This is a genomic window from Limnochordia bacterium (genome assembly GCA_023230925.1).
Lineage (GTDB): Bacteria > Bacillota > Limnochordia > DUMW01 > DUMW01 > JALNWK01.
Genome location: JALNWK010000005.1, coordinates 55,901 through 80,570 on the forward strand (window position 1 = coordinate 55,901; position 24,670 = coordinate 80,570).

Below are 24,670 nucleotides of genomic sequence, written 5' to 3' on the forward strand. Positions count from 1 at the left end.
GTATCTATCCGATCACATTACTTTTTTGCCCTAATTAGCAGTATAACAGCTGCAATTCCCACAAATAAGTTGGGTAGCCACGCACCGAGAAACGGCGCCAAGGCCCCACTCTCTCCTAGAGCCAGTCCAAAGGTCATCACAATATAGTAGACTAAAATAATTGCCATACTCATGCCAAAACCCACTGATGACGCTGAACGATGAGACTGAATACCAAGTGGTGCTCCGACAAGAGAAAACATTAATGTGGCGGCTGGAGTTGCAAATCGGGCATGCAATTGGGTGAGTAATTTGGGATCAACATAACCTTGCCCACGTAAAATATCGATATGATCCTTTAGTTCCTTAGCGGTCATTTCATCGGGATGTTTCTGGTTCCTGGCAATATCCGTCGGTCGAAACGCGATATCCGCTGGCTGCCGTCCCTGACCAAACTGCATGGAAGCAAGTCCATCATCGGCATCATGATAGTACACTACAGCATCACTCATATACCATTGTTCAGAGTCCCATATCACCGATGTAGCATAAGTGGTACGCTGGGGCTTACCATTAGATAAATCCATCATGGTCACATCTCGCATGACCTTCTCTTGCCCATCGAATTCCGCCGCATAAAGAAACCAAGTCATTCGTTGCCTATCGTACCTCTTCAGAATAACATTTCTTTGGACCATTGACAAGTTTGTCCCTTTGACCTCCTCAGCTATGATCCTGGAGGACTCAAGGTTGGCTGCGGGTAGAACATATGCATTAACTCCCAGGGCAAGGATGGTACCAACAATCCCTGCCACAATGGCAGGTCGGGTAATCTGATAAAAGCTAATTCCCGCGGCACGCATCGCCACGACTTCACTAGCGGCGGACAGCTGGCTTAAGGATAGCAAAACACCTAGTAATACAGCCATGGGTAAGACCCAAACAATGATCTGGGGTAATCCCAGCAACAACAGACGTCCAGCAGTATTCCACGAAGCCCCATATTCCGTAACATAGCGGATCACCTTCATGATGTCACTGCCAATAAAGATACTGCTAAAAACACCAATCCCAAACAGAATAGGAGGGACCAACAGTCTTATTAAATACCGATCCAATAGTTTCATAGACTAAACCGATCCCCCAAGTAGAACTTTCTGGCCACGGGATCCAATGCAATCTCCGAAGACGGTCCTTCAACCAGAACCTTTCCCTGATGCATAATATAGGCGCGATCAGTTATACTGAGGGTCTCACGCACATTATGATCTGTAATCAAAAGGCCCAGTCCCTTATCCTTGAGCATAGCAATAATGCCTTGAATATCCGCAACGGCAATGGGATCCACCCCTGAAAACGGCTCATCCAGTAACATGTATCGAGGCCGTGCCGCTAGAGCTCTAGCAATCTCGACCCTTCGCCTTTCCCCTCCGGAAAGAACATATCCTCTTTGCTTGCGTATAGCAGCAATATCAAACTCATCGAGTAGCTCCTCAAGTCGATCAGTTCGCTGCTTTGGTGTCAGATCCAGCAGCTCCAGAACAGCCACAATGTTGTCCTCGACACTGAGCTTGCGAAATATGGAAGCTTCTTGGGCTAGATATCCGATGCCAAACCGTGCCCGTTTATACATTGGCCAGCTGGTCACATCGGTTCCATCAACGGATATTCTCCCGGCAGAAGGTCTTTCTAAACCAACAATCATGTAAAAGGTCGTGGTTTTACCGGCACCGTTAGGTCCTAACAACCCGACAATTTCACCGGGTTCCACTTGAAGACTGACTTCATTGACAACTTTTCGCCTACCATAGCACTTGATCACCTGTTCTACAACAATCGCCATATTGCCATGCTCCCCGCAGCATTCCTGTCCATGATGATATGCTTTTATTATAGCATCACTCCCGTTAACGGCAAAGGGCCCCGCCGAATCAGGAGGGGCCCTTCTTCTCAAGTCTATGAAGCAACTCACTACTTGCTGCTAATCGGAGTACCTGTTACCAAACTCATGAACGCCGTCATCAAGGCTTCGCTAGCCCTATTCCAATCAGGGATCTCATAATCTGCAACTTGCCCGATTGCACTAGGAAGTATTTCCGTACTTAGGCTTTCCCACAATTGCCGTGCTTCAGCCGCAACCTGATTAACATCATGGCGCTCCTCTAAGGACCGTTGAATAGTGAGTAATGTCCCCAAGGGATCCTGCAGCAGTGTCTCGAGGAAAACCTGCTCATTCTCATCAAGCGCATTCCAACTCCAGTCCCGACGGTCCACATCGAATCTCCAGTCTAACCCCGCTAGGGTTTCATCGAAGGCTGCCGCTACGGTGGTCATGTTTAGTGCCTCGGCTCTGGCACGGAAATCAACCATGGCGATATCTACAACTTCGGGCATCCGCTTGATTTCCTCCTTTACCCCAATCAGATGCCTTGCAGCTCCGATTAGCAAAGCGGCTTGCTCTACATCCAACGTTCTGACCTGGTTAGATGCCTCAATCAAGATACTATTTGCTGTGGCATAGCCAACATTCTGACCTCGATCGGATATGGTCTTTAGGGCAGCTGAGGTGGTGTTCATGATCGTCTGCAACCGACCACCAAGTGAAGTCTCACCTACCCAAAGCGTCTCAAATACAAACGTATTGATTGCCTCGGCCGTTTCAGGAAAACCATCGGATGTGGCAACTGCTGCTAGTTCCTCATATAGTATGAACTGTGTTTCCCTTAATAGAGGAATCACATTGGCCGCATTAAGCTGTTGGCTACACAGTTGCTCTATACAACGATTAAAGACACCTCGAGCGTCCTCTTCCGTAATGCCCACTTCACTCAACCGCGCAAACAGGTTCGGCTCCAACTCGCTATAGGTCGTCTTTACCTCGCTAATTGTACTGTTCAATCCGGTATTCAGTGCTGTGTAAACTTCATCAACCAGTTGCTCAGTTAGATTCAGGTCAGGATAGGCGATGAGCGCATCAGATAAAGTCATGAAGCAGTCCGCCATATAGCTTTGGATTTGTGCTTCAGTGTAGCCAGACCCAAAAGCACAGCTTAGCCCATCACCCAATACAAGTATAGCCGCTTCTACATCACCAACCAAAACCTTCGTGGTTGCCAATACTCTGTAGTTATCCACCGTCGGGAACTCAGTCACCAACTGTTCAGCATATTCCAAAGCAGAATTGAAGTCTTGAGTCTCCTCCAAGCAGATCCTAATGATCAAGTGCAAATCAGCTTCTTCTAATACGGCACCGGGCCAGTGAATCGCCTTATCCAAGGAGGCAATCGCCTCTTCAAACTTGTCGAGGTTATACTTAGCTACACCCATCATTGAGTGCATACGAGCAGTCTGATCGCTGTCGCTAAGTAGCCCTAGGGCTTGCTCCAAATCTGCCTCCGCTAAAGCCCACTCTGTCGAACTCACTTCCATTTCCGCACGACGTACATACGCCCACCCAAGGTCCACAGCATAACTAGCATCTAACCCATGGGCACTGGTTAGATAAGAGATAACATTATCAATCTCCTCGGCTCCTTGGGCAAGCATGTAGTAACACAGGGCTTGCTTTTCATTGTACAGAGCGGAGCCTGCGGGATAATCAAGGGCTGCCAGTTGGTACTTCTCGATAGCCCCTTGGTAATCCTCACTTGTAAATAGAGCCTCTGCCCATGCGGCATAGGCTTGCCCCCGGGCGGTTTTGTTCTCTTCACTATCTACAAGGGTAATGGCATCGGTATATGCACCAATCGCTTGCTCATAGAAAGCTCCGTCCAAATACAGAGCACCAAGGGCTAGATATACATCCGCCTTACTTGCGATGTACTCAATCTCCCCGGTGGGATTTACGTATATGGCCAAGTCAAGCTTTGTTAGGGCTTGCTGCAAGGACTCCAAAGTCCCAAGTTCAACAAGCTCCAAAGCCCACTGGTAATAGGCTAATCCATGGGCCTGGTTGTATTCTGTCTTTTGATCTGACTGCACTGCCATGGCAAAGTAGTTAACTGCATCAGCCCAATTCTCTGCTGCCATTTCCAGATTACCCAGGGCGAAATAGACCGCCGCCTTATTGGCAACATAGCCTGCTTCGCCATCAGGATGAATGGCAATAGCTAAGTTAAGTTTCTCTAAGGCCAGTTGCAGACTAGCTTCATCCCCTGCTACCGCCAATTGCAGTGCCCAATCACGATAGGTCTCGCCAAACGCTTGACGATTCTCCTCCAGCAATGCGGGCCAGAGCGCAAAGGCTTGGTTGTAGTAGTCTATAGCTGTTTCGTACTGACCGGCTGACTTGGCTGCAATCGCTTGATTGACTAGATTGCGGGCCTTTTGTTCATCGCTTGGCCAAAGATCCTCAATGGGTGTGCGAGTTACTAGACTCATAAAGGCTTCCATTAAGGCCGTTGCAGCAGTATTCCACTCTTCTACGGTGAAGTCCGGAATTTGGCCAATGGCCTCGGGAAGAATCTCGGTACCTACACTGTGCCAAAGGGCCATGGCCGCTGCGGCTGAATCATTTACATCATCATGTTCTTCCATTGCTCTTTGGATTACTAGTAGGATGCCCACTGGATCCTTCAGAAATGTCTCCAGAAATGCCTGTTCGTTTTCCTCTAGGCTATTCCAGTCCCAATCCCGACGGTCTACATCAAACTTCCAATCATTGGCTGCTAAGACTTCATCAAAGGCTGTGGCAATTCCACCAAGCTGTAGCGCCTCAGCCCGCTCTTTGAATTCTGCCAAAGCTATTTCAATAGCCCGGGGCATCTTCCGGATCTCATCACGGACGCTAATAATATGCCGTGTCGCTCCAATGAGTAACACTGCTTGCTCCATATCCAAGTCGTAACCAACATAATCTGCACAATCCCAAAGGAGGTTCACAGCTACAGCTGAACCCAGAACCTCATTTCGATCAGATATGCCCCGCAAGGTTGTTACTGCGGTATCCATAATCGTTTGTAGCCGACCCCCGAGGGAGGCCTCACCAACCCAAAGGGTCTCAAATATGGCTTGGTTCACTGCTTCCGCTGTTGCTGCGAAATCACCGGTTGCCAAGGCAAGTAGCTCATCATACAGCTGGAATTGGGTCTCCCTTAAAAGAGGAATGATATTTGCCGCATTGAGATCTTGGCCTAACAAATGATCAATGCAGGTATCAAAAACTGTCCTTACCTGCTCTTCGGTAATCCCAACTACAGCTAGTTCGCTAAGGAAGTCCCCTTCTACCACATCATAGGTGCTGACCACTTCCTCAATGCTAGCAGACACTGCATCGTAAAATACACTACCGATTTGCGCCAATAGCTCTTCCTCTAATCCCAAATCTGGATGAATGAGAAATGCATAGGCAGCAATATCGAAGTAATTACTAATGTAGTACTGAATGTCCTCATCGGTATAGTCTTCGCTAGCCAAGACCAACTTTAGTCCGTCAAGATAAGTAAATAGCCCTTCCTCAATGTTGCCATTAACCAAGTTTGCACAGGCCAGAATCTGATAACTGAATCCACCCGGGAATAACAGGACTGCTTGTTCTGCCACCATCAAGGCCGTATCTAGATCCTGTGCAACCTCAACACAGTACAGGAACACACTATAGTAATAATAAACATCAACTTGAACATCAGGGGCATTAAGCCAACGCAGCCAGTATTCTACCGCTGTTGAGTAATCCTCTACCCCATTAGCTGTGGCAGCCATCAAGTACCATAGTTCTGAATTCTGTTCCTGTTCCGGAATCAAGCCAAGGGCAATGTTCATATCATCGTAAGCTGCCTCATATTCTGAAAGGCCGAGGTGTTCTGCCGCCCGCTCTGCATAGGCAAAACCTAAGTCGGCAGCGTAGCTAGGATCCAATTCATGGGCACTAGTGAGGTAAGAGATGACATCATCAGTCTCCTCGGCTCCTTGGGCAAGCATGTAGTAACACAGGGCTTGCTTTTCATCGTATAGAGCGGAGCCTGCGGGATAATCAAGAGTCGCAAGTTTGTATTTATCAATGGCACCTAAGTAATCTTCAGTTAGGAAAAGAGCCTCTGCCCAAGCAGCATAGGCTTGGCCCCGGGCGGTTTTGTTTTCCTCACTATCCACAAGGGTAATGGCATCGGTATATGCACCAATCGCTTGCTCATAGAAAGCTCCGTCCAAATACAGAGCACCAAGGGCTAGATATACATCCGCCTTACTTGCTATATACTCAATCTCCCCAGTGGGATTAGCCGATATGGCCAGATCAAGCTTCGTCAGGGCTTGCTGCAGGGACTCCAAAGTCCCAAGGTCCACAAGCTCCAAAGCCCACTGGTAGTAAGCTGATCCATGGGCCGCATCATATTCCGTCCTTTGGTCCAGCTCAACTGCCAAGGCAAAGTAGTCAACCGCATCAGCCCAATTCTCTGCTGCCATTTTCAGATTACCCAGGGCGAGATACACCGCCGCCTTATTGACCACATATCCGGATTCGCCAGCGGGATGAATGTCTATGGCTAAGTCAAGCTTTTCTAAGGCCAGTTGCAGATTAACGTCTTCGCCAGTTGCAGCTAATTGAATCGCCCATTCAAAATAGACTTCGCCTACTGCGGCCCGATTCACCTCTAACAGGCTCTGTTCTAGATCAAAAGCCTGTTGGTACAGACTCAGAGCTTCAGCATACTGTCCTTTACCCTTGGCCAACCGTGCCGCGGCTAGGAGCTTCTCAGCTTCTGTCGGAGCTGTATCCTTTTCCGGCGGTTCAGGTACCGGTAGCACTAAATCAGCAACTGCATCAATATCTCCACCGGCACCAATGACATCACTTAGCGTATCAAGTGCGGCATTGATCTGGGAGAGAGATTCACCATTTCGTACAATGTTGGAAAGAACTGAAGTAGTCCTTGTCATTTCCTGTCCCGACATACCCATATCCGCGGCATCCTGAAAAAGGGCCTGTAAGCGACTAAGTAAACCTTCCACTTCTGCTGCACTCACCGATTGTCCGATTGCAGAGGAAAGGGCGGATAGAAGGTTCTCAAGTCCGGTGTCGGATATCCCAAGCTCCGCTCCATCTACAACAAGACCCGTGATCTGGGCAATCAACCGATGGACTTCATCTGCCGTGTTACACCGGAGGGATGCCTCATACAAAGCCTGGATGGTACCTCTTACTACACTTGAACCGCCCATCTGTCCTAGGAAATCCTGTAGATACTCGATAACCTGCAACATATTAGTAGCATCACCTAGGGAAGCCACTATTTCCATAACGCTTAGCGTATCTTCGAGCGTCTGCTGACTATAATCAAGATCACCCATTTGCGTAAGAAAACCACTCAAGCTGGTGACGACATCACTAAGCTGATCAGGATCCTGGGTTGTCTTGCCGGTATTACCAAGCACCGCGGATACCTGGATAACGATCGTTGCACTTTGCTTCTGCTTGATCAAGTGAGTCACGAATAACTCCACGTCATCGTCCCTGCCGTACTGGCTGGCGATGATCAAGTTCGATGCAACCTGCCCTGCTGTAGTAACAGAATAGCCTTCTTCCAGGACTGCTGGCACCGTATCCCCAATAATACCTTGGGGTATGACGGGATTTGACACATCAGCCAATGCCGCAGCTAGTGTGTTTGATACACTTTGCCAGAGAGCTAATTCTCTAAAGTAGTCGAGGTTAAGTGCTTCTACCTCCGACTGCACTTGGACCCATTGGGAATCAGAGAGCCCCTGTGCATTCACAATAGAACATAATAGGGTAAATAGTAACATAACGATAACGGGAATAGAGCTACGTCTTCTCAATATAAATTCCCTCCTTAGTACTTACACCGTACCTTCCGCTTTACTATAACCTTGAAAACTCTCCCGCTAAAAACGGTAATCTACGCTCAAACCACCGCCCCATGATTTCTTAAAAAAGTCGGAACTAGATAAACAAAAGTCAATCTCAACTGGTCCCACTTTTTTACCAGCTCCAAGCCCAATAACCATACCCTCAAGACTGGTCATTCCCACTTTCATCCTGCCCGTTGTCCCAGAGGGTAAAATTCGCTCAAGGCCAAGTCGTATATCAACGTTAGCGTTCTTCTCTATTCGACGAACAAACTCCGTGTAGACGGCACCACTTTGACCAGCTCTGGCTACATAGGCCACTCGAAGTGTAGGCGTGCGAACCTCAATAGATTCATAGTCCTGTATCACTTCCTCCTCTTGTTGCCGGACTCCCTTCCATTCAACCCGTGTATACAAATCATCAATAGCAATGCCAAAATCCGATTCCCCTGTTCCGTGGTAAAACGCAGCAACATCGATACCAACACCGCGACCAGACACATTCTCACTGGCATACTTGGACAACTCGTATAACCCCATCAGATACCTTTCACCGGCAACTCCTTTCACTCTCCCACCGATGGTAATACGCTGGGTCTGTAACTCGTGAGAGAAGGCGGCAGCAAAGGTATCCAGATCCGTATACCCGATCTGAATATCAAGACCTGTCATGGAAATCACCGATTCCTGTTGCTTAATATGGGTTAGATTTCGTTGTTCTGAACCGGAATAAGCAGTTACCCAGTTCAAATGATAGCGAAAGGGCATCGATACCAAAAGCTTTGCTAGGGTCATCTCATATTCCTCTAGAAAACCGTCTAGGTCAAAGGTATCCGCCGTCTGCAGATCACCAAGCATAACTAACAGTTCCGAAGCTACTTCCACATTAGTTACTCTTGCAGACAATCCAGTAACCACGACGGGCCGTATCTCTATGTTTTCTTTATGTAATCTTTGGCGAGGTGGAGGTGGAACGACGTTTAGCTCCCGCACTTCGCCTGTGCGGGGGTCCTTAAATCTTTGAGATATTCTGATGATGGGCCTGGGTGTTTCGTTTAAAGTACGTGATGCCGCAGACCACAAGGGTCCACCTGCACTGCCAAGAAATCCCCAAGAGTCTCCTTCGAGACTCCAGGCACCGGGCCCGAAATCCGCATAGGTGATTTCCGTAATTAGACCGAAAAGAACAAGACAAATTAATGTCCACGTCTTGCGCATATAGTGCCACTCCGTTATGCGTAAAGTGCCGAACCCTGCATTACTTGATTGATCTATTCGTCGTCTATCCTGGTTTTACCTTCTTTAACCGCGTTCTTTATGGTGAAATAGTATTATAATTAGACGAAACCTCCCGGATATACTGTCCAATCCTTTGTGCTCCACCAGGGCTGCCCATCCTTTTCTTGCCGCACGTAGCCATGCGTCGATATGTATCAGGATCATCTAGAATGGCCTCTACTTGCTTAGCTACACTAATAGGTGAAGGATCCACTAAGCTCACCGCATCACCTAGTAACTTCTTCTGGGCCAGGGCAAACTTTCTGGTAAACTGAACACCTTTTCCGGGAAAGGTAATAACAGGCTTGCCCAAACCTGCGGCTTGCTCGTTTGCTGTGCCCGCAAGTCCAATCACAAGATCACAAGCTCGGAGCAGGCCTCCAAAACATCCCTTCAGGAAAATAACCTCTGACTGATCACCAAGAATGATCTTACCTACCATCCCTGCGGACTGCTCATCGAATCCAGTCTCCTTGTAATACCAGCGACCATTGTCATATCCTTCTAAGCTAATCAGACTCGTAATCTGTTCAAAGGAGAGGCTCGAAGCCAAGGGGACAGCAAACTCGTATTGCGTGTCTCTTTGTGCAATTGCATCAACACACGCAAGCAAGTCCCCAAGATTGAGATAGGCATCACCCCTGCTACCAGGTAGTAGACAGATCAATGGGGTGGTTGGGGTTTGGGGATAGACGGATCCATCCTGCATGAGCATATCCATCATTAGATTGCCGGCAAAATCAGCTTCTACACCGTGCCGAACCATGGCATCAGCGGTATATTGATCCCGGGCGTAGACCCTCTGACAATATCGACGCATTAGCTTATACTCCAACTCATAATGCCCACTGATGAACTCTGTCTTAGCAGTAGCCACAAAGATCATGGGACGTTGGAGAAACCAACCCCCTAGAAGTACCGGATAGATATCTCCCACACAAACAACAAAATCTATAAACTCACGTGCCTTCCTTAAGGCGGATATCTGTGCTACAGTAAGCCCTACTAGACCAGCCTTGACGTCTTTCCAAAACTGCTTCAAGCCCAATCTTGTAAAGCCGCCAGAGGGCATTTCCGCCCTAGGTCCAATGACCTCAATACCCTGCTTCCGGTAGGCTTCACCTAATCCCACCAAGGGAAGTGCGCAGATCTGGCTTTGCAGCGACAAGAGTTCCTCGAGAAGGACCGCGGCAATGGCATCCTCCCCGTGACCGTTACTCAAAAACAGAATTCTCTTATGCTGTACCCTCTCCATGATACTCTCTCTCCCACTCACCTACCCGGCAAACTGAGTGCTATAAAGCCTTCTATAAAGCCCCATGCTGCGCATCAGTTCTTCATGGGAGCCACTTTCGATAATTCTTCCATCCTCTAAAACAAGGATCCTAGTGGCATTAATAATCGTCGAAAGTCTGTGTGCAATCACAAAGGTCGTCCGTCCTTCCATGAGTCGACCCAAGGCTTCCTGTACTAAGCATTCCGACTCGGAATCCAAGGCTGATGTAGCCTCGTCTAGAATTAGGATTTGAGGTTGTTTAAGCAAGGCCCTCGCAATGGCAATACGTTGTCTTTGTCCCCCAGATAAGCAAAGACCCCGCTCTCCCACGTGGGTCTCATATCCTTCTGGAAAGCTTGTGATAAACCCGTGGGCGTTGGCCGCCTTAGCGGCGTCCTGGATCTCCTGCAATGAGGCGTCTGGCTTACCGTAGGCAATATTCTCCAAAACGGTACCCGAAAACAGAACCGTATCCTGAGGGACTATCCCTACTTGACGACGAAGCCACTTTAGACCTAGGGTTCGCAGGTCTTGCCCATCCAAGAGAATGACACCTGCACAAGGATCATAAAACCGCGGTATAAGATTTACTAAGGTGGTCTTTCCTGCTCCACTAGGTCCCACCAAGGCAGTCACATCCCCAGGCGCAACACAGAAGTCAACATCCTTCAAGACCAGCTCCTGTTCATTGTAGCTGAAGCTAACACGTTCAAACTGTACATGACCTTCAACCTTTGGTAGCGTGACTGGGTTCTTAACCTCAAGGATACTTGAGGAAGTATCCAACACTTCAAAAATCCTCGCTGCAGCTCCAAGGCTCTGTTGAAACAAATTGTTTGTTCGGACCAATGTATTGATCGGCCCCGACGCCATGGCAATATACGTCAGAAACGCTACTAATTCACCAGGGGTCAGATTACCTTGGAGTACCTCTCTGCCGCCGTACCAGATTAAGACAAGCATTCCGCTGACTAACATCAGCTCAACAATGGGAACTACGCTGGCCATCAGCCGCACAGCCTTCATACTAGCTTGGAAGCTCTGCTCGTTGCCCTTCCTAAAGCGCTTTTTCTCTTCTTCCTCCATGGCAAATCCCTTCACAACCTTAATTCCAGTCAAGGTCTCCTGGGCCATGCCTCCGATATCCGCCACCTTATCTTGCACCGTCCGGGAATACTGGCGGATCCGTTTGCCGTAGGCACCAACTGCTGCTGCAATCAGGGGAAAGAGAGCCAGCGTAAATAGCGACAACTGCCAATGCAAGTAAAAAGCAAGGGCTAACACGCCCACAAGCATGGCGGCATTGTGCAATAGATCACTTAGCCCGACGCTAAGAACGTTCTGAAGCAGAGTAACATCATTGGTTACCCGGGCAATGAGTTCACCACTGCGGTGTTTCTCATGGTATGCTAAGGGTAAATCCTGTAGCTTATTGTATACCTGCTGCCTAATATCCATCGTTGCCCTATGACCGCAATAGGAGAACATCCAGTACTGCAGATAGTAAAACACACCCATAACTGCATAGATGCCGATCCCCATGAGCATCACTCGACTAAGCAAACCCAGATCCTGGTGCATAATCAGCACCTGATCCACCAGTTGTGTACCAACTTGTAAAGGCAAAACTGATTTAGCCCCCACCGAAATCAAGCTACTGATGCTTCCTAAAAGTAGGTACGGCCAGTATGGGGTAAGATAAGTAAGAAGTCGACGGCCCAATCAACTCATCCCCTTCAATCCATATTGCTCAATTAGTAAATCCACAATAACAGAAGCAGTATCCCTGGTCGGGGCAATCGCTGCAAGCTGCTCCCGCATCTTCTCGAGTTGTGCTGAATTTTCTAGTATATTCTGCACACAACATACCACATCTTCAGCCCTTAAGCTACCCTTGCACTCAGGCATAATCTCGCAATCCACCCATCTATTGGGTAAGGCCAGATAGGGATTTCTCTGTAAGTAAGCTCTTATAGCCAGCTCTTTAATTAATGGCCCCATCAAAGGCACCTTCCCAATCCACTGAATCAGCCCGGGCATGGGAATAATCTCCGGCCGATTTAAGGGCACAACAACAACCGTAGGCACATGAAGATAGCCCAGTTCCGCTGTATTCGTGCCGGGAATTGTAAGAGCAAGGTTGGTCCTTCTCATCATACCATATCTTTGTCCCCAGACCGCTTTAACTAGCCGTCCTTGCTCCGTAGTCAGAGACCAAATTCTTTGGCTGTCCCCGGATTCTTTTTTCTCCAGACATGTAGCCGTACTTCCGCCAAGAATCGACGATCTGTTTGAGGTAGCCTCTGCAAATAGCTCTTCGTCAATGAAGGGTGACATAACCATGACAAACTGCGCGTTTATACCCTTAAGCAACTCCACCACTTCGAAGAAAAAGGGGACTAAGTGGCGCACCTGCCAGGGACGACTCCCTGGAAAAAGACTGATCACAATATCCTCTTCACCAAGATCAAGTCGCTCAGACAATTCCCTATCGTCTTGGTAGTGATTCACCGCAGAAGCCATCAAGTTACCAACCATATTCACGTTACGATGTCCCCGGGATGTAAGCTTTTCTGCAACTTCGTCATCCGATGCAAAATAGGCATCAAAACTCAAGCGTCCTGCCATCCGCTCAATGTACATCGCAGCCGGATACCCCAGCCGTCGCGCCAGTTTCACAGCATAGGCCGGATCACCACCGAGGAATAAGACCACGCCACGGGCCGTAAAACTAGCTGGCCGTTTTCTTACCAAAAGCCCTAGAGCTTGATCAGGACCTATAACCTGAGCCACGTGGGGCAAGTTCTTCACGATCTCCACTTCGGCACCACTAGCAAAAGGACATGGAGGAATAACCACACAGACTGGAGCCTCAGGAAGCCTAGACTCCAATCGGAGCAGCACCGGGAATAACCAAGCGGAGACTTCACCGGGACTGTTAACCGTAATCACAATTGTGGGTTGGCTCATCAGGTACTACACCTCGCCCCAGCTGCCAGGTTCAGCACCACATCCGCACAACGCTCTACAGCTCCAGGGGGACCTAGTAATTCCCGGACTCGGCGTAGTTCATGGATTTGACGCTCTCGTTTTGCTCCCTGTAACAATTGGACCGCCTCATGGGCAATATTTGGAGCCGTTACATCATGCTGAATCAATTCTGGGACGATGCATTTACCAGCAATAATGTTCGGCAGGGCTACATGGGGAATTTGTACGAGTATCTTGGCGATATGGTATGTGATCCTAGACAAACGATACATGGTAACCATGGGCACCTGAAACAAAGCAGCCTCTAAAGTGGCAGTCCCACAGCTAATTAATGCTAAGTCCGCTACCGATAACAGATCATATTGGTACCCATGCACCAACCGCAGGTTCAGACCACACCCCTTATTGGCAACAAACCCTCGGATTAGCGCATCATCAATACTAGCTGCCACCGGAACTAGGTATTGTACTGGTCTTAAGGAATTTGCCTGGATTAACCGCGCGGCTTCGAGCATGATTCCAAAGAGGGACTCAACTTCTTGCTGCCTACTGCCGGGCATTAGAGCAATCTGTAAAGCATCTGGGTCAATGTTCAAGAAGCGGTAGACTTCCTCCCTGCCCATGGAAGGGTGTGCAGCATCTAATAGGGGATGTCCCACGTATTCCACATTGGCTCCAGCTTCTTGATAAACCGAAGCCTCAAAGGGGAACACCGAAGCAACCAGATCGATCAGTCCTGCTACTTTCTTGGCGCGTCCCCGACGCCAAGCCCAGGCCGAAGGACTAAAATAGTATACACTAGGTACTCCCATATCCTTGGCTGTCTTGGCCAACCTCATATTAAACCCTGGAAAGTCTATAAACACAATTGCGTCGGGGCGTTCTTCTTTGAGCTTTCCGGCCGTTCTATGGAGCAGCTTCAGAAGAAACCTAAAATGGCTAACTACCTCAGCGAAGCCAATGAAACTCATCGATGTAGGATCCTCGAACAACTCCACTCCTGAGCTAGCCATTAACGGACCACCCAGACCAAAAAGGTAAACATGTGGGTTTTTCTTTCTAATTGCTACAGCCAGCTTCGAACCGTGGAGATCACCCGACGGCTCACCGGCGGCTAACATAATCTTCATTATCTATAGATACAGTGCCACCTCTCCGTCCATCATGGAATACATACAATGGCGATGTTTGCTTTTTCGGCAGTCCCTAGAATCTTTTCGCGCTCTAGCAGCAATGTCCCCGACGCGAACACCAAAGCAGTTAACTTAGCTGCGGCCATGGTAGCAAGTGTCTGGGGCCCAATACACGGGATATCAAAACGCTGGTCTTGGTTTTTGCGCTTCATCTTTACCAAAACCCCACCCCCACCGGTAAGGGCTGCAGCCCGATTAATCGTCGCATCGGTTTGCTCCATCGCCTCCACTGCCACCACTGCAGTATCCTTAGCGATTACGGTCTGACCAATATCTAGGTCGGTTAGCACACCTGCTGCCCTTAGCGCTATCTCAATATCTCTTTCCTCCCGAACGGTCGGCTCCCTGACCCACTGTCCAGGCTCACATACTAACGCACCTACTAGTTCAGTCTGCGCTCCCACGGTAAACCCTTCTTGTTCTAGGTCTGCCGTCAATCCGTATAGAATTTGGGAATCGCTTAAAGTGGGCAAAGAGGCAAGCAAAGAAGCAAGGCGTTCATCTGGAATTCCACCACTAATGAAAAGAACTTCCTTCTTTACCTCTCCTAAGAAATATATGTTTGACACACGGTGTGTGTGTAAAACCTCAATAACCTTACCCCACTGCATCGGGCTTAGCTCATAAATCTGATTGGTGTAATCCCTAAACCGCTGCCCCTGTTGGGTGAGATCTATTACCGTCAAGTCATATCCGGATTCGGTAGCAAATCTCGCTCCCACTTCAGGCAGTAGCCCTGAACCTGCAATCAAACCAATACGCAATTTAGTTCCTTCTTCCATCATCTAGCATTTCTTGGCGACGTCTAGCCATCCTTTTCCTCTAACCGCAGATACCCCGCTGGCTGCCCCGCAAGAACCGAAGCAAGTGATCGATCTCTGGAACGCCAGTCAGCTCCTGCTCCATCTGTTCAATCGCTTGGGTTACATTCAGATTAGAACGATACAATATCTTAAAGGCATGCTTAATCTGAGCGCGCACTTCAGGAATAATACCATTCCTGCGCAGTCCCACAATGTTTATTCCATAGACCTTCGCCGGATTCCCATCCACCATGAAAAAAGGAGGAACATCCATGGTAACCATACTATGGGCTCCAAGCATAGCCATTTTTCCAATCTTCGTAAACTGATGTACTCCCGAAAGCCCACCAATTACAGCGGAGTCCTCTATTATAACATGACCACCAATACCCGTTCCGTGGGAAATGATCACGTTATTGCCAATTTGACAGTCATGGGCCACATGGACATAGGACATAATCAAATTATGGTTACCTAGGCGGGTCTCACCACCGCCATCTTGAGTACCCACACTAATAGTCGCATATTCCCGTATGATATTTCCGTCACCGATGAACAGATAGCTTTTCTCCCCTTTGTATTTTAGATCCTGGGGCTCATTTCCGACCACTGCACCGGCATAAATGCGGTTGTTGGCTCCGATTCTTGTCCACCCTTCAATCACACAATGGGGACCAATGATCGTATTATCGCCAATCTCAACATTATCGCCTACGATAGCATAGGGTCCGATCTCTACATTCTTGCCTAGTACAGCTCTGGGGGACACAATCGCAGTTTGATGTATCTTCCGATGAATGTGTACCACATTACCACTTTTTACTTGCCTAGCTTGTTCTTCCACAGTCTCGCCACCCTTATTCTTCAGAAGCCATCATGAAAAGCAGCTCTGCCTCCGCGGCCAAGTCGCCATCCACATAAGCTTTCCCTTGGATCTTGGCCACTTTTCTACGGGCCTGCAGTACTTCGACTTCCAAGATTAACTGATCACCAGGCCCCACCACTCTACGGAACTTAGCTTTGTCCACACCGGCGAAAAGCGGTACAACATTGGCGTCTTCAGGCAATACCACTACGCCTGCGGCTTGAGCCATAGCCTCTAAGATCAATACCCCAGGCATGATTGGATTACCAGGATAATGGCCTTGAAAATGGGCCTCATTCATGGTCACATTCTTCAGTGCCTTCGCTCTTCGGCCCGGCTCTAGTTCCACAATGCGATCTACCAACAAAAAAGGGTAACGATGGGGTATCTTGTCCATTATTTGACGTATATCAAGCAACCATATTCCTCCTAGTCCTGGATACTACAAGGCAAACAACGGCCTTGCCTATGCTAAACACAAGTTGCTGCGCATTTGCTTAGCAAGAGAGATATTCAACCGATGTCCGGATTTGATCGCAATAATATGGGCGGAGACCTGACCTAACAGACTCATATCGCCAATAATATCCAAAACCTTATGCCGCACGATCTCATTAGAAAACCGTAATTCATTCACATAACGGTCTTCGCCCACAACCACTGCCACATTCAAACTACCACCCATGGCCAACCCCGCCTCTTGCATTTTCGCAATTTCGTGAGCGAATCCAACGGTTCGTGCCGGAGCTATCTCACTACGAAAACTGCCTTTCCCCAAGGTGTACTCCATGAATTGGTTACCCACTACCGGGTGGTCGGAAACAAAGGAGTAACTGATTCGCAATTCCGGATAGGGCAGGGCAACCATATGGGAATCTCCGCTGGATACCCAACAAGGTTTTTCCAGCGTAAAACGTCGACCCGGTTCATTATAGACGATTGTCCCAGCAGATTCAATCAATTCACAAAAAAGGGCAGCAGAACCATCTGCGATGGGTACTTCTTCCCCATCTATATCAATCTGGGCATTATCGATCCCAGAGGCTTGCAAAGCCGCAAGCAAGTGTTCTACGGTCTTTACATAAACCCCCTCCCCACCGAGGGTGGTGCATCTGTTGGTTTCCATCACATTGTCAACAACCGCCTGGATCAGGGGCTGACCCGGTAAATCAACTCGACATAATATATATCCGGTATTTGGTCCTGCTGGTTTAATCGTAATAGTTGTCGATTGGCCTGTATGTATACCTGTTCCGGTATACGATATTTCCCTACCAATCGTTGTTTGCAGGGAGGACATCAACGGTCGCCTCTCTATCTATTGCTTATCTCCATTAGTACCTTTACAAAAGGCAGCAAAACAACCAATGAATCTTATTAGCAATTTCGCCATTACCCAAGTAATTCCTGCTTAGTTCTTATGAAACCAGCAAACGCTTGTACTTCCTGCCGATATCCGACTGGGGTTCTTCAAAGATCCGATCGGGGGTACCAGTCTCCACAACCCTCCCCTTGTCCATGAGGACGATCCGATCTGCTACCCGGCGTGCAAAGGACACTTCATGGGTGACAATGATCATAGTAGTGTTACTTGTCGCGATTAGCTCCTCCATTACGTCAAGAACCTCGCGCACCAATATGGGATCCAAGGATGCGGTTGGTTCGTCCCACAACATAAGTTGTGGTTCCATGGCTAGGGCTCTAGCAATCCCAACCCTCTGCTGTTGACCACCGCTGAGCTCTGCTGGCTTCTGCTGCCAGGACTCATCCATGCCCACTCTACTCAGGGCAAGCATGGCCCGGTCCCTAGCTAATTTTTCATCTTTTCCGTCCATAACAAGGCCAAACATGACGTTTTCCAAAACGTTAAAGCGACCGATCAAATTGAAACCTTGGAAGACGTAACCTATTTTCTTCCGCAAAGCCAAAAGATCCCTGCGGTTCATATCTAGTACTGACTGTTCCTGCAGTAATATGCGCCCGTGATCCGGCTCCACAAGACGGTTTATGCACCGAACAGAGGTGGATTTCCCGCAACCACTGGGCCCCATAATAACGACGGTTTCCCCCTCTTCAACATCTAGCATAAATCCATCCAGGGCCGTGATTTTCCCATAGTGTTTGATCAAATCAATCATTCGCAAAAACACAGAACAACCCCCTACGCTCAGCACTTTTTTCGCCGTTGATTTATGGTCTGCACAATACCAGGTCTGCCAGCGGGAATTACAATCTCTCGCAGGATCTGCGCGTAGGATAGCCCCAAAGCCTCTGCAGCTAGTATCTCTTCTCCGTTAACAGGGCTAATCCGCTCGGCAAGCAAAGCCATAACAGTACCAATCAAAGCACCTAGGACAAACACCAAGAAGGTATTTAGGTGAGGAATGTTTCCCCCACTTAACCAGTAGATGGCGCTCAGCAATAAGGATCCTGAAGCTGCACCGAATAGCACCGTTGGAACTAACGTTCTTAGCCTACGTCGATTACCTCTACAGCTGTTAAGCAACAGTCGTCTAGCTGCATTAAGAATAGTGGCCTGATCCAAAAGAAACACCAAAACGACAAAGACAATACTGAGCAGGCCCGCGATGATACCACGGACTTCACTAAGCACATTGAATAAGACTGAGATGGCACTTGGCATGATCACTCCAACGGGTAAGGTAAACACATCAATGTGCTCAAATCCGTCAAGTCCTTGTAGGGAATGCTCTAGTTCCTGGTAAGGTATATTCCCGTCAAGCAAGAACTCGATTTTGCTCCCTGGGATTACATCGCCGCCAAGATATTGATCAATCAAGGCCACAGACTGACCGATTTCCTCATCGGCCAGCTGGGGCAGGCTATCTTTCACAAAGCGAATCTGCTCAATTATCTGCTCTAGGTCAATGGTTGAGATAGCACCGATTCTAGTGGAGATGCTTTCCAATGTATCTTGCATCGCCGCCACATCTAGATCCTTGAAAGAACCCACAGGATCATCACCAGCACCCATGGCTTCCTTAAACAAGTTGTTCAGTAGTAACGTCAATAGTAGTTCAGTGCCTTGCGGAGTACCGTTAGGGCTTTGACTTAATTGGGTAAGCTGCTGCTGCAGTTGACCTAACTGAACCAAGGCGCGCTGGAAGGTCTTTAGTGTCTGTTCAGCATTGGAAACCGCAGTGTCGGCATCCTCAGCAAGTCCCTCCAGTTCTTGAAGCAGTTCGACACTATCATCAATGGCCTGGGCTAACCGGTATCTTTCATTACTGATCGTAACGGTACCGACTTGTTCGCCTACCTGATCCTGGGGCAGTAATCTGTAGATTGGCATGCATTCTAAAGACGCCGTCATGTTTGAGGCATCACCGACAATAACCAACGCCGAAGCCAGTCTTTCATTCACCTGGAGTACTTCTACCACCAGATCCCCGGTATCACCGTTTGTAACCATCAAACGTTCCCCTGGATGCACATCGTTAGCTTCGGTAAGGGTGATTTCCACCCGGGAAGCATAAGTCAACAGAAAGCTCTTCATTTCATGAAGTACTTTACGAAATGACTGCACACTCTGGTCATCTTCTCCGGATGAGATGTCCTTGAGAACACGAGGCTGAAACTTTGCGGTAATCTGCTCCTGCAAAGTAGCCGACAATCCTTGTATATCCTGGGGATCAGTATCTAGGGGCAAACGAAACTCAATCAGTTGATAGGACTCAAGCAACCCAGTGATCCTTTCCCGCACACGACTGCTTTCATCTACTGTTTCCAATAGGACATAGACATCGGAACCTTTAGTGAAAGCACAGCGCACATTGTCGAACAGCTCTATCTCACTGACTAATTCCTGACGGACCCCTTGATTGACACCACTAATAACAATGGAAGGCTCGGCAACAATGGTTACACCGGAAAAACCGGAGACCCCGGCAAAATATGACGCTAAATTCTGAAAAATGTCTGCGGAATAATACTCATCTGGCAGCCCTAAAAACAAGTTGGTCTTTCCCGCGATGGTTATTCCTTCTTTCCACTTGGCTCCCGGCAGACTCTCCTCAATGATTCTTTTGAACTCAGGAATCGCCGCTTCTTTGGCCTCCTTCCTGATATGTATCACCGCATCATACTGTCCCAATTCCCCTACTAATCCTGCCGCGGTATCACCAAAGTACGTATCCACTGCCCAAGCTCCACCGGCCGCAAGCAAAGACCCTACGAGAATTGTAACAATAAAGATACTTAACAGATCTTTTGCAAAACCATCTGAAAATACGGTGAGCATCGGGCTCCCTCCCCAAGATATGGATAATGCGTTTGACTTTTGCATTAGCATTATACCATAGGTGGAAAGGGAGCAGAACAAGCAAATTGGGCTACTTATGTCTTAAAGTGTAAAGTCCAAACGCCCCGGCCCAGTTCCAATAATACTCTCATTGTCAAGATCAATGGTGAAACTTGCACCTCGCCATGTTCCTTGTTCGGTGATCAGGCTTGCGTTACCTGTTAGGAAAACAACTTCCTCAGCATCTAGGTAGGTCACTACATCTGCACGGCCCTCTCGATCCTTATTGAAGAAGACCACATCTTCCTGGGCAATCATCTTGTTCTCGGTGTCAAAATACTCAAGGTATCCTGACCTAAGCTCAACTTTTGTCCCTTCCCCAGCAGACTCTCGTTGCACCAGATGAACATTCCCACTGATTATGTATCGTTCTTCATCAAACAGGGCCTCGACCTTATCTGCCGTGATGACGCTGTCTTCTTTCACCACGCGAACCTGGCCAGTAATCAGTGCCCGCTGCTCTTTTCCAAAGTATTCCACCCGGGTTGCAGTTATTTCCATACGTTCAAAGGTAATCCGCACATAGCCGGCCTTTGGAGCAATAACCCAGATGTCTTCCTTTAAGTCTCCGGTCACCGACGTGTCATCGATTGGCGCATCGATTACCTCAATGGTGACTTGTTTGCTTTCCTGCGCGTATACCCCAATACTAAGCAATCCAACTAGCAAAACCACCCACACTGATATTCTTAAAGTTTTTTCCATAGTTGCCCCCCCATATTGCCTAGGCGTCAATCTCCTCATCAGCCCCTAGCTTTAACTCAAGACGCACATTGCCAAATAGCTCCACAGCTTGTTCCTCGGAGTCATAAACTACGTGATCAGCAAGGATGCGCTGCTTCTCCCCTTGCTTAATCTCCACATGACCGCTAATCGATAGCTGCTTGGTTGATAGATCCCCCTCCATTCTCTCTGCATTCAACTGGTTTTCCCCTATATAGGCCACTACTGGTCCAGAGGATGTAAAGGTCCCTTTACTGGAGTTATACTGCATACCATCGGTCAGGAAACGTTCTTCTTTCTCGGTGGTTATCTCAACTTGACCTAGAAGCCGGAAATCGTCGGTTCTCCGATTCCAAATTCCTTCCTGCCCGGTGAAGTGAAAGGTAGGCTCACCATCTTGAAAGATCATACCAGAACCGATGTCCTTAATCGCCGCCTCGTTCTCCCCTTCGCCAACTACCATCATGGAAGCATCGATTTGCCATTGCTTGTATCCCGAACGGCGACCAATCAAAACCACGTCCTTGAAATACATTCCCGGATCAGCTTTTTCTTCAGAAATAGCCGCAGGTGGGTCAGCAACCTCTTGGTCAGAAGCGATATATCTATAGACGAAAAGACCACTTAGGCAAAGGCCCAATATGATTATAACACTAACTCGCTTTCCCACCTTAGACCTCCCCTATTGAATCAAATTCTGCCAACCTTCGGCGTTGAACATGAACTGATCCCCCGTGGTTCCAAGTTTGAACCTGCCCTCAGGCAATGCGTAGATACGGTACTCGACCCAAAACATGTTTTGAAGCTGGTTATACCGGAAGACTAGCTCCCGACAATGTAAGTCCTTTGTTAAAGCTAGATCACCCCGTTGCCATTTATCCTCGATCCCTTTATAAATCCCGGCATAAACCAATGTCCACGTATCACTAAGCTTGATGTTAATCTGGGCATCGAAACGGTCAAGTCTTCTTTTTAGCAGATTGTAACTAGCCCCAAGCTTGATACTCTGCTCGCCAAATCGTTTTTCAAATAAACCAGTAGTGGATACCATCGCATTAGTATACGGATTAAATGCACCGGATAGACCTAGCTGCCAGCCACGTTCATCTGTCTGGTCACTCCGTACCTGAAAGGAAACATTAACATCCTGGAATCGACCGGTATGAATATTATACCCCCCGGATAAGGACCAGTCCGTTCTATCGCTTCTATAGGCTAACTGGTTGGTTAGTACTTGAGACGAGGTTGCCTGCTCAAAAGCAAAGGGACTCTCCCCGAGTACTTGCTGCACTTGGAGGGTTGAATTCATGCTCAGCTTACTAAGAAGCTGCCAATTTAGGATTATCCTGGGATTAAACCGGGCGTAATAAGCGTCTTGACCATAGATGCTCAGGCTTTGTGTACTACCTAGACTGAGCTTAATCCCATCGGTCAGTTGATAAGATTTGTTCTTTAGATTTAATTCTAACGTGGAACGAACAGCCTCGGTTCCTTTGGGTTCTTCCCGGTATCGCCCCAATTTCAGCGTGAAATCATAGGGCCAAGTCCCGATATACTTAGGACTACTCGTACTAAGGCTCAATTCCGGCAGTTTACTCACTGAATGCCAAGCTACAGCTTGATTCGATCCTAAGTTAGGATTAAGCTTTTGCTCAAATGCTAGATCAAATCGAAGGTCTGGCTGGATCTTAGATAGCTTGGCTAGGTACTCTACACGAGTTACAGGCAATTGCCCGTCCTGCTTAGTAGTATACTTACCTTGTATATTGCTACTCCAGTTACCGTCTAGCTGGGTAGACAATTTAACATCCCCAGTCAACTGTTCCGTAGTCTTTGTAGGTGTTTCGGTAAGATTATAGACTATCCCTACGCTCCCCGATGTTTTTTCTGTCTTCCCCTGCAATTGAAGGCCTGCTTGCAGTGCGTCTTTGCCTATTCCATTACTAGTAAGATTAACCTGTCTTTCCATGCCACCGCTCAACTTCAGTGGACCGACGATAAGGTAATGGGCGAAACCACCACGCCATTGTCCTCCACCAATTAACCTGTTCTGCCTGTACTCAATAAATAGCTGACCATTTTGGGCCTTGCTTAGAGTGTAATCACCTGTTGCTCCTAATACAATTCCACTACGCTGATGGTATTGTCCAGTAAGCTTACCTGATAGGTTATCATGCAAACGATAGTCCCATTTACCCCCAACAAACCAACCCCCCATTGCGGTATACCCGATCTCTGGAAGGTTAAGACTACCTTCTTCCTTAATCGGTAAGCTTAAATAGGGCCAATAGAACAGAGGAATATTACCCTCTTTGTATACCACGTTTCGGACAACTAGTTTATCATTGGGATAGATCTCTAGTTTGTCCGCCTGCAAATGATAGTGCGGTTTTCCCAGGGAACAAGTGGTTGCTGTACCTTTGGTAATCACCAAGTGTTTTTCGTCGCTTTCAAACAGCTCACCTGACAAATATACCGGATCATTAAACTTCGGTACAGCTAGAGCCGCCTTAGCAGCATAAAAGGACCATTTCCCCGTATTCATGTCGTAGTAGAGGGCCTCTCCGGCAACCTCACCGTCCTGCAAGACCAACGATGCACTACCTTCAATCTTGAGCAAGTTATTAGCGAGATCCACCAGTAGCCGTTCCCCTTTGATCATCACCTGACCGTGTTTTATCTCCACCCCGCCATCGGCCTGCAGAAGGTCATCGCTGAGTCGATAGCTGACTTGCCCAAGAAACTCCACTTCAACCTTGTCCGTTGCAGCAAGTACGCGCATAGGCAACATCACAGAGGAAGTAATCATGACAATGACCAACATCACCGTACTTGCTAGCTGTCTCAAGTTCACACCACCTAAAAATAGTCTGTGCTTTTCATTTCTACAGAAAAGGGCAGATCCCTCCTGGCAGATTCAAGTCATGAGGAGGCTTTGGTAGTGCAGGACCTACGGTTTCACGACTGCAGAGGCAATCCAAGGTACTTCAAGGAGCATTCTGGGACTACTTTCATTAGACGCATACTCCTATTAACAAACTCATCGTTGACCCATAGGTACAGATTTGCGTTCACGTCTGTATCTACCAAGAACATGCTTGGCAATAGACTAGTGATGACAGCATGATTTCAATATGCTTTGAACTGAAACTTGCAAAAACCCATCAAAGGTTTCCTCTAATCTGAAAGCCAGCTTATTGACGGTATCAGAAAATAACAGAAAACCCTAGGGGTGCGATCAAAACAAGAGTAAGCGTCAAAGCGAACACACCTTGACAGCTAGGAAGAAAGGACGAAGCTTTAACGCTGTGTTTAGTCCAGCTCAGCGCAACAAAAAGCCCCCACTGTTAGTGAGGGTTAGGATGATGCATTATTTCTTCTTTGGTGTCCTGCAATAATTGGGTATCTCTTCGGACCACGGCAAGAACTTGGCTA

17 protein-coding genes are annotated in these 24,670 nt (G+C 48.0%); all 17 read right to left on the minus strand.

Annotated features, from left to right (window positions below; genetic code table 11):
• Positions 1–17: 17 nt before the first annotated feature.
• Positions 18–1,106: an LptF/LptG family permease gene (locus M0Q40_01765; protein MCK9221348.1), complete on the minus strand. Its 1,089-nt coding sequence runs from the start codon at positions 1,104–1,106 to the stop codon at positions 18–20.
• A complete protein-coding gene (lptB, locus tag M0Q40_01770; protein MCK9221349.1) occupies positions 1,103–1,822 on the minus strand; it encodes an LPS export ABC transporter ATP-binding protein in 720 nt (239 codons plus the stop codon). Before lptB ends, M0Q40_01765 begins: the two co-directional genes overlap by 4 nt.
• Before the next feature lie 128 nt (positions 1,823–1,950).
• Positions 1,951–7,755, minus strand: coding sequence for a hypothetical protein (locus M0Q40_01775; protein MCK9221350.1), 5,805 nt, complete (start codon positions 7,753–7,755; stop codon positions 1,951–1,953).
• 66 nt (positions 7,756–7,821) lie between these two features.
• Positions 7,822–9,003, minus strand: coding sequence for a hypothetical protein (locus tag M0Q40_01780; GenBank protein ID MCK9221351.1), 1,182 nt, complete (start codon positions 9,001–9,003; stop codon positions 7,822–7,824).
• A 97-nt stretch (positions 9,004–9,100) separates the two neighbouring features.
• A complete protein-coding gene (locus M0Q40_01785; GenBank protein MCK9221352.1) occupies positions 9,101–10,318 on the minus strand; it encodes a lipid-A-disaccharide synthase-related protein in 1,218 nt (405 codons plus the stop codon).
• Between the two features lie 21 nt (positions 10,319–10,339).
• On the minus strand, positions 10,340–12,061 hold the full coding sequence (locus M0Q40_01790) for an ABC transporter ATP-binding protein/permease (protein MCK9221353.1): 1,722 nt from the start codon (positions 12,059–12,061) through the stop codon (positions 10,340–10,342).
• A complete protein-coding gene (locus tag M0Q40_01795; GenBank protein MCK9221354.1) occupies positions 12,062–13,309 on the minus strand; it encodes a hypothetical protein in 1,248 nt (415 codons plus the stop codon).
• The gene (gene lpxB, locus M0Q40_01800) at positions 13,309–14,451 is read right to left on the minus strand and encodes a lipid-A-disaccharide synthase (protein ID MCK9221355.1); all 1,143 of its coding nucleotides are present in this window, start codon (positions 14,449–14,451) and stop codon (positions 13,309–13,311) included. The genes M0Q40_01795 and lpxB overlap by 1 nt, the downstream gene beginning before the upstream one ends.
• A gap of 41 nt (positions 14,452–14,492) precedes the next feature.
• Positions 14,493–15,287 carry a UDP-2,3-diacylglucosamine diphosphatase LpxI gene (lpxI, locus tag M0Q40_01805; GenBank protein MCK9221356.1) on the minus strand — a complete coding sequence of 265 codons (795 nt, stop codon included), beginning with the start codon at positions 15,285–15,287 and terminating at the stop codon, positions 14,493–14,495.
• A gap of 58 nt (positions 15,288–15,345) precedes the next feature.
• Positions 15,346–16,170: an acyl-ACP--UDP-N-acetylglucosamine O-acyltransferase gene (gene lpxA / locus M0Q40_01810; protein ID MCK9221357.1), complete on the minus strand. Its 825-nt coding sequence runs from the start codon at positions 16,168–16,170 to the stop codon at positions 15,346–15,348.
• 13 nt (positions 16,171–16,183) lie between these two features.
• The gene (fabZ, locus tag M0Q40_01815; protein MCK9221358.1) at positions 16,184–16,588 is read right to left on the minus strand and encodes a 3-hydroxyacyl-ACP dehydratase FabZ; all 405 of its coding nucleotides are present in this window, start codon (positions 16,586–16,588) and stop codon (positions 16,184–16,186) included.
• A 69-nt stretch (positions 16,589–16,657) separates the two neighbouring features.
• Positions 16,658–17,491 carry a UDP-3-O-acyl-N-acetylglucosamine deacetylase gene (lpxC, locus tag M0Q40_01820; GenBank protein MCK9221359.1) on the minus strand — a complete coding sequence of 278 codons (834 nt, stop codon included), beginning with the start codon at positions 17,489–17,491 and terminating at the stop codon, positions 16,658–16,660.
• Between the two features lie 118 nt (positions 17,492–17,609).
• Positions 17,610–18,329, minus strand: coding sequence for an amino acid ABC transporter ATP-binding protein (locus M0Q40_01825; GenBank protein ID MCK9221360.1), 720 nt, complete (start codon positions 18,327–18,329; stop codon positions 17,610–17,612).
• A gap of 29 nt (positions 18,330–18,358) precedes the next feature.
• Positions 18,359–20,452 (minus strand): ABC transporter permease, encoded by a 2,094-nt coding sequence (locus tag M0Q40_01830; protein MCK9221361.1) that lies wholly within the window; start codon positions 20,450–20,452, stop codon positions 18,359–18,361.
• 102 nt (positions 20,453–20,554) lie between these two features.
• Complete coding sequence (locus M0Q40_01835; protein MCK9221362.1) at positions 20,555–21,217, minus strand: hypothetical protein; 663 nt, start codon at positions 21,215–21,217, stop codon at positions 20,555–20,557.
• Between the two features lie 19 nt (positions 21,218–21,236).
• Entirely contained in the window at positions 21,237–21,905 is a 669-nt protein-coding gene (gene lptC, locus M0Q40_01840; GenBank protein ID MCK9221363.1) for an LPS export ABC transporter periplasmic protein LptC, read from the minus strand.
• Positions 21,906–21,917: 12 nt separating this feature from the next.
• The gene (locus tag M0Q40_01845) at positions 21,918–24,083 is read right to left on the minus strand and encodes a hypothetical protein (protein MCK9221364.1); all 2,166 of its coding nucleotides are present in this window, start codon (positions 24,081–24,083) and stop codon (positions 21,918–21,920) included.
• Positions 24,084–24,670 lie beyond the last annotated feature (587 nt).

What these genes read in the sequence shown, in the direction of transcription:
- fabZ (MCK9221358.1), bottom strand. Translation starts at nt 16,588, where the DNA reads ATGGACAAGATACCCCATCGTTACCCTTTTTTGTTGGTAGATCGCATT.
- M0Q40_01825 (MCK9221360.1), bottom strand. Translation starts at nt 18,329, where the DNA reads ATGATTGATTTGATCAAACACTATGGGAAAATCACGGCCCTGGATGGA.
- M0Q40_01830 (MCK9221361.1), bottom strand. Translation starts at nt 20,452, where the DNA reads ATGCTCACCGTATTTTCAGATGGTTTTGCAAAAGATCTGTTAAGTATC.
- M0Q40_01785 (MCK9221352.1), bottom strand. Translation starts at nt 10,318, where the DNA reads ATGGAGAGGGTACAGCATAAGAGAATTCTGTTTTTGAGTAACGGTCAC.
- M0Q40_01765 (MCK9221348.1), bottom strand. Translation starts at nt 1,106, where the DNA reads ATGAAACTATTGGATCGGTATTTAATAAGACTGTTGGTCCCTCCTATT.
- lptB (MCK9221349.1), bottom strand. Translation starts at nt 1,822, where the DNA reads ATGGCGATTGTTGTAGAACAGGTGATCAAGTGCTATGGTAGGCGAAAA.
- lpxC (MCK9221359.1), bottom strand. Translation starts at nt 17,491, where the DNA reads ATGTCCTCCCTGCAAACAACGATTGGTAGGGAAATATCGTATACCGGA.
- M0Q40_01795 (MCK9221354.1), bottom strand. Translation starts at nt 13,309, where the DNA reads ATGAGCCAACCCACAATTGTGATTACGGTTAACAGTCCCGGTGAAGTC.
- lpxB (MCK9221355.1), bottom strand. Translation starts at nt 14,451, where the DNA reads ATGTTAGCCGCCGGTGAGCCGTCGGGTGATCTCCACGGTTCGAAGCTG.
- M0Q40_01835 (MCK9221362.1), bottom strand. Translation starts at nt 21,217, where the DNA reads ATGGAAAAAACTTTAAGAATATCAGTGTGGGTGGTTTTGCTAGTTGGA.
- M0Q40_01780 (MCK9221351.1), bottom strand. Translation starts at nt 9,003, where the DNA reads ATGCGCAAGACGTGGACATTAATTTGTCTTGTTCTTTTCGGTCTAATT.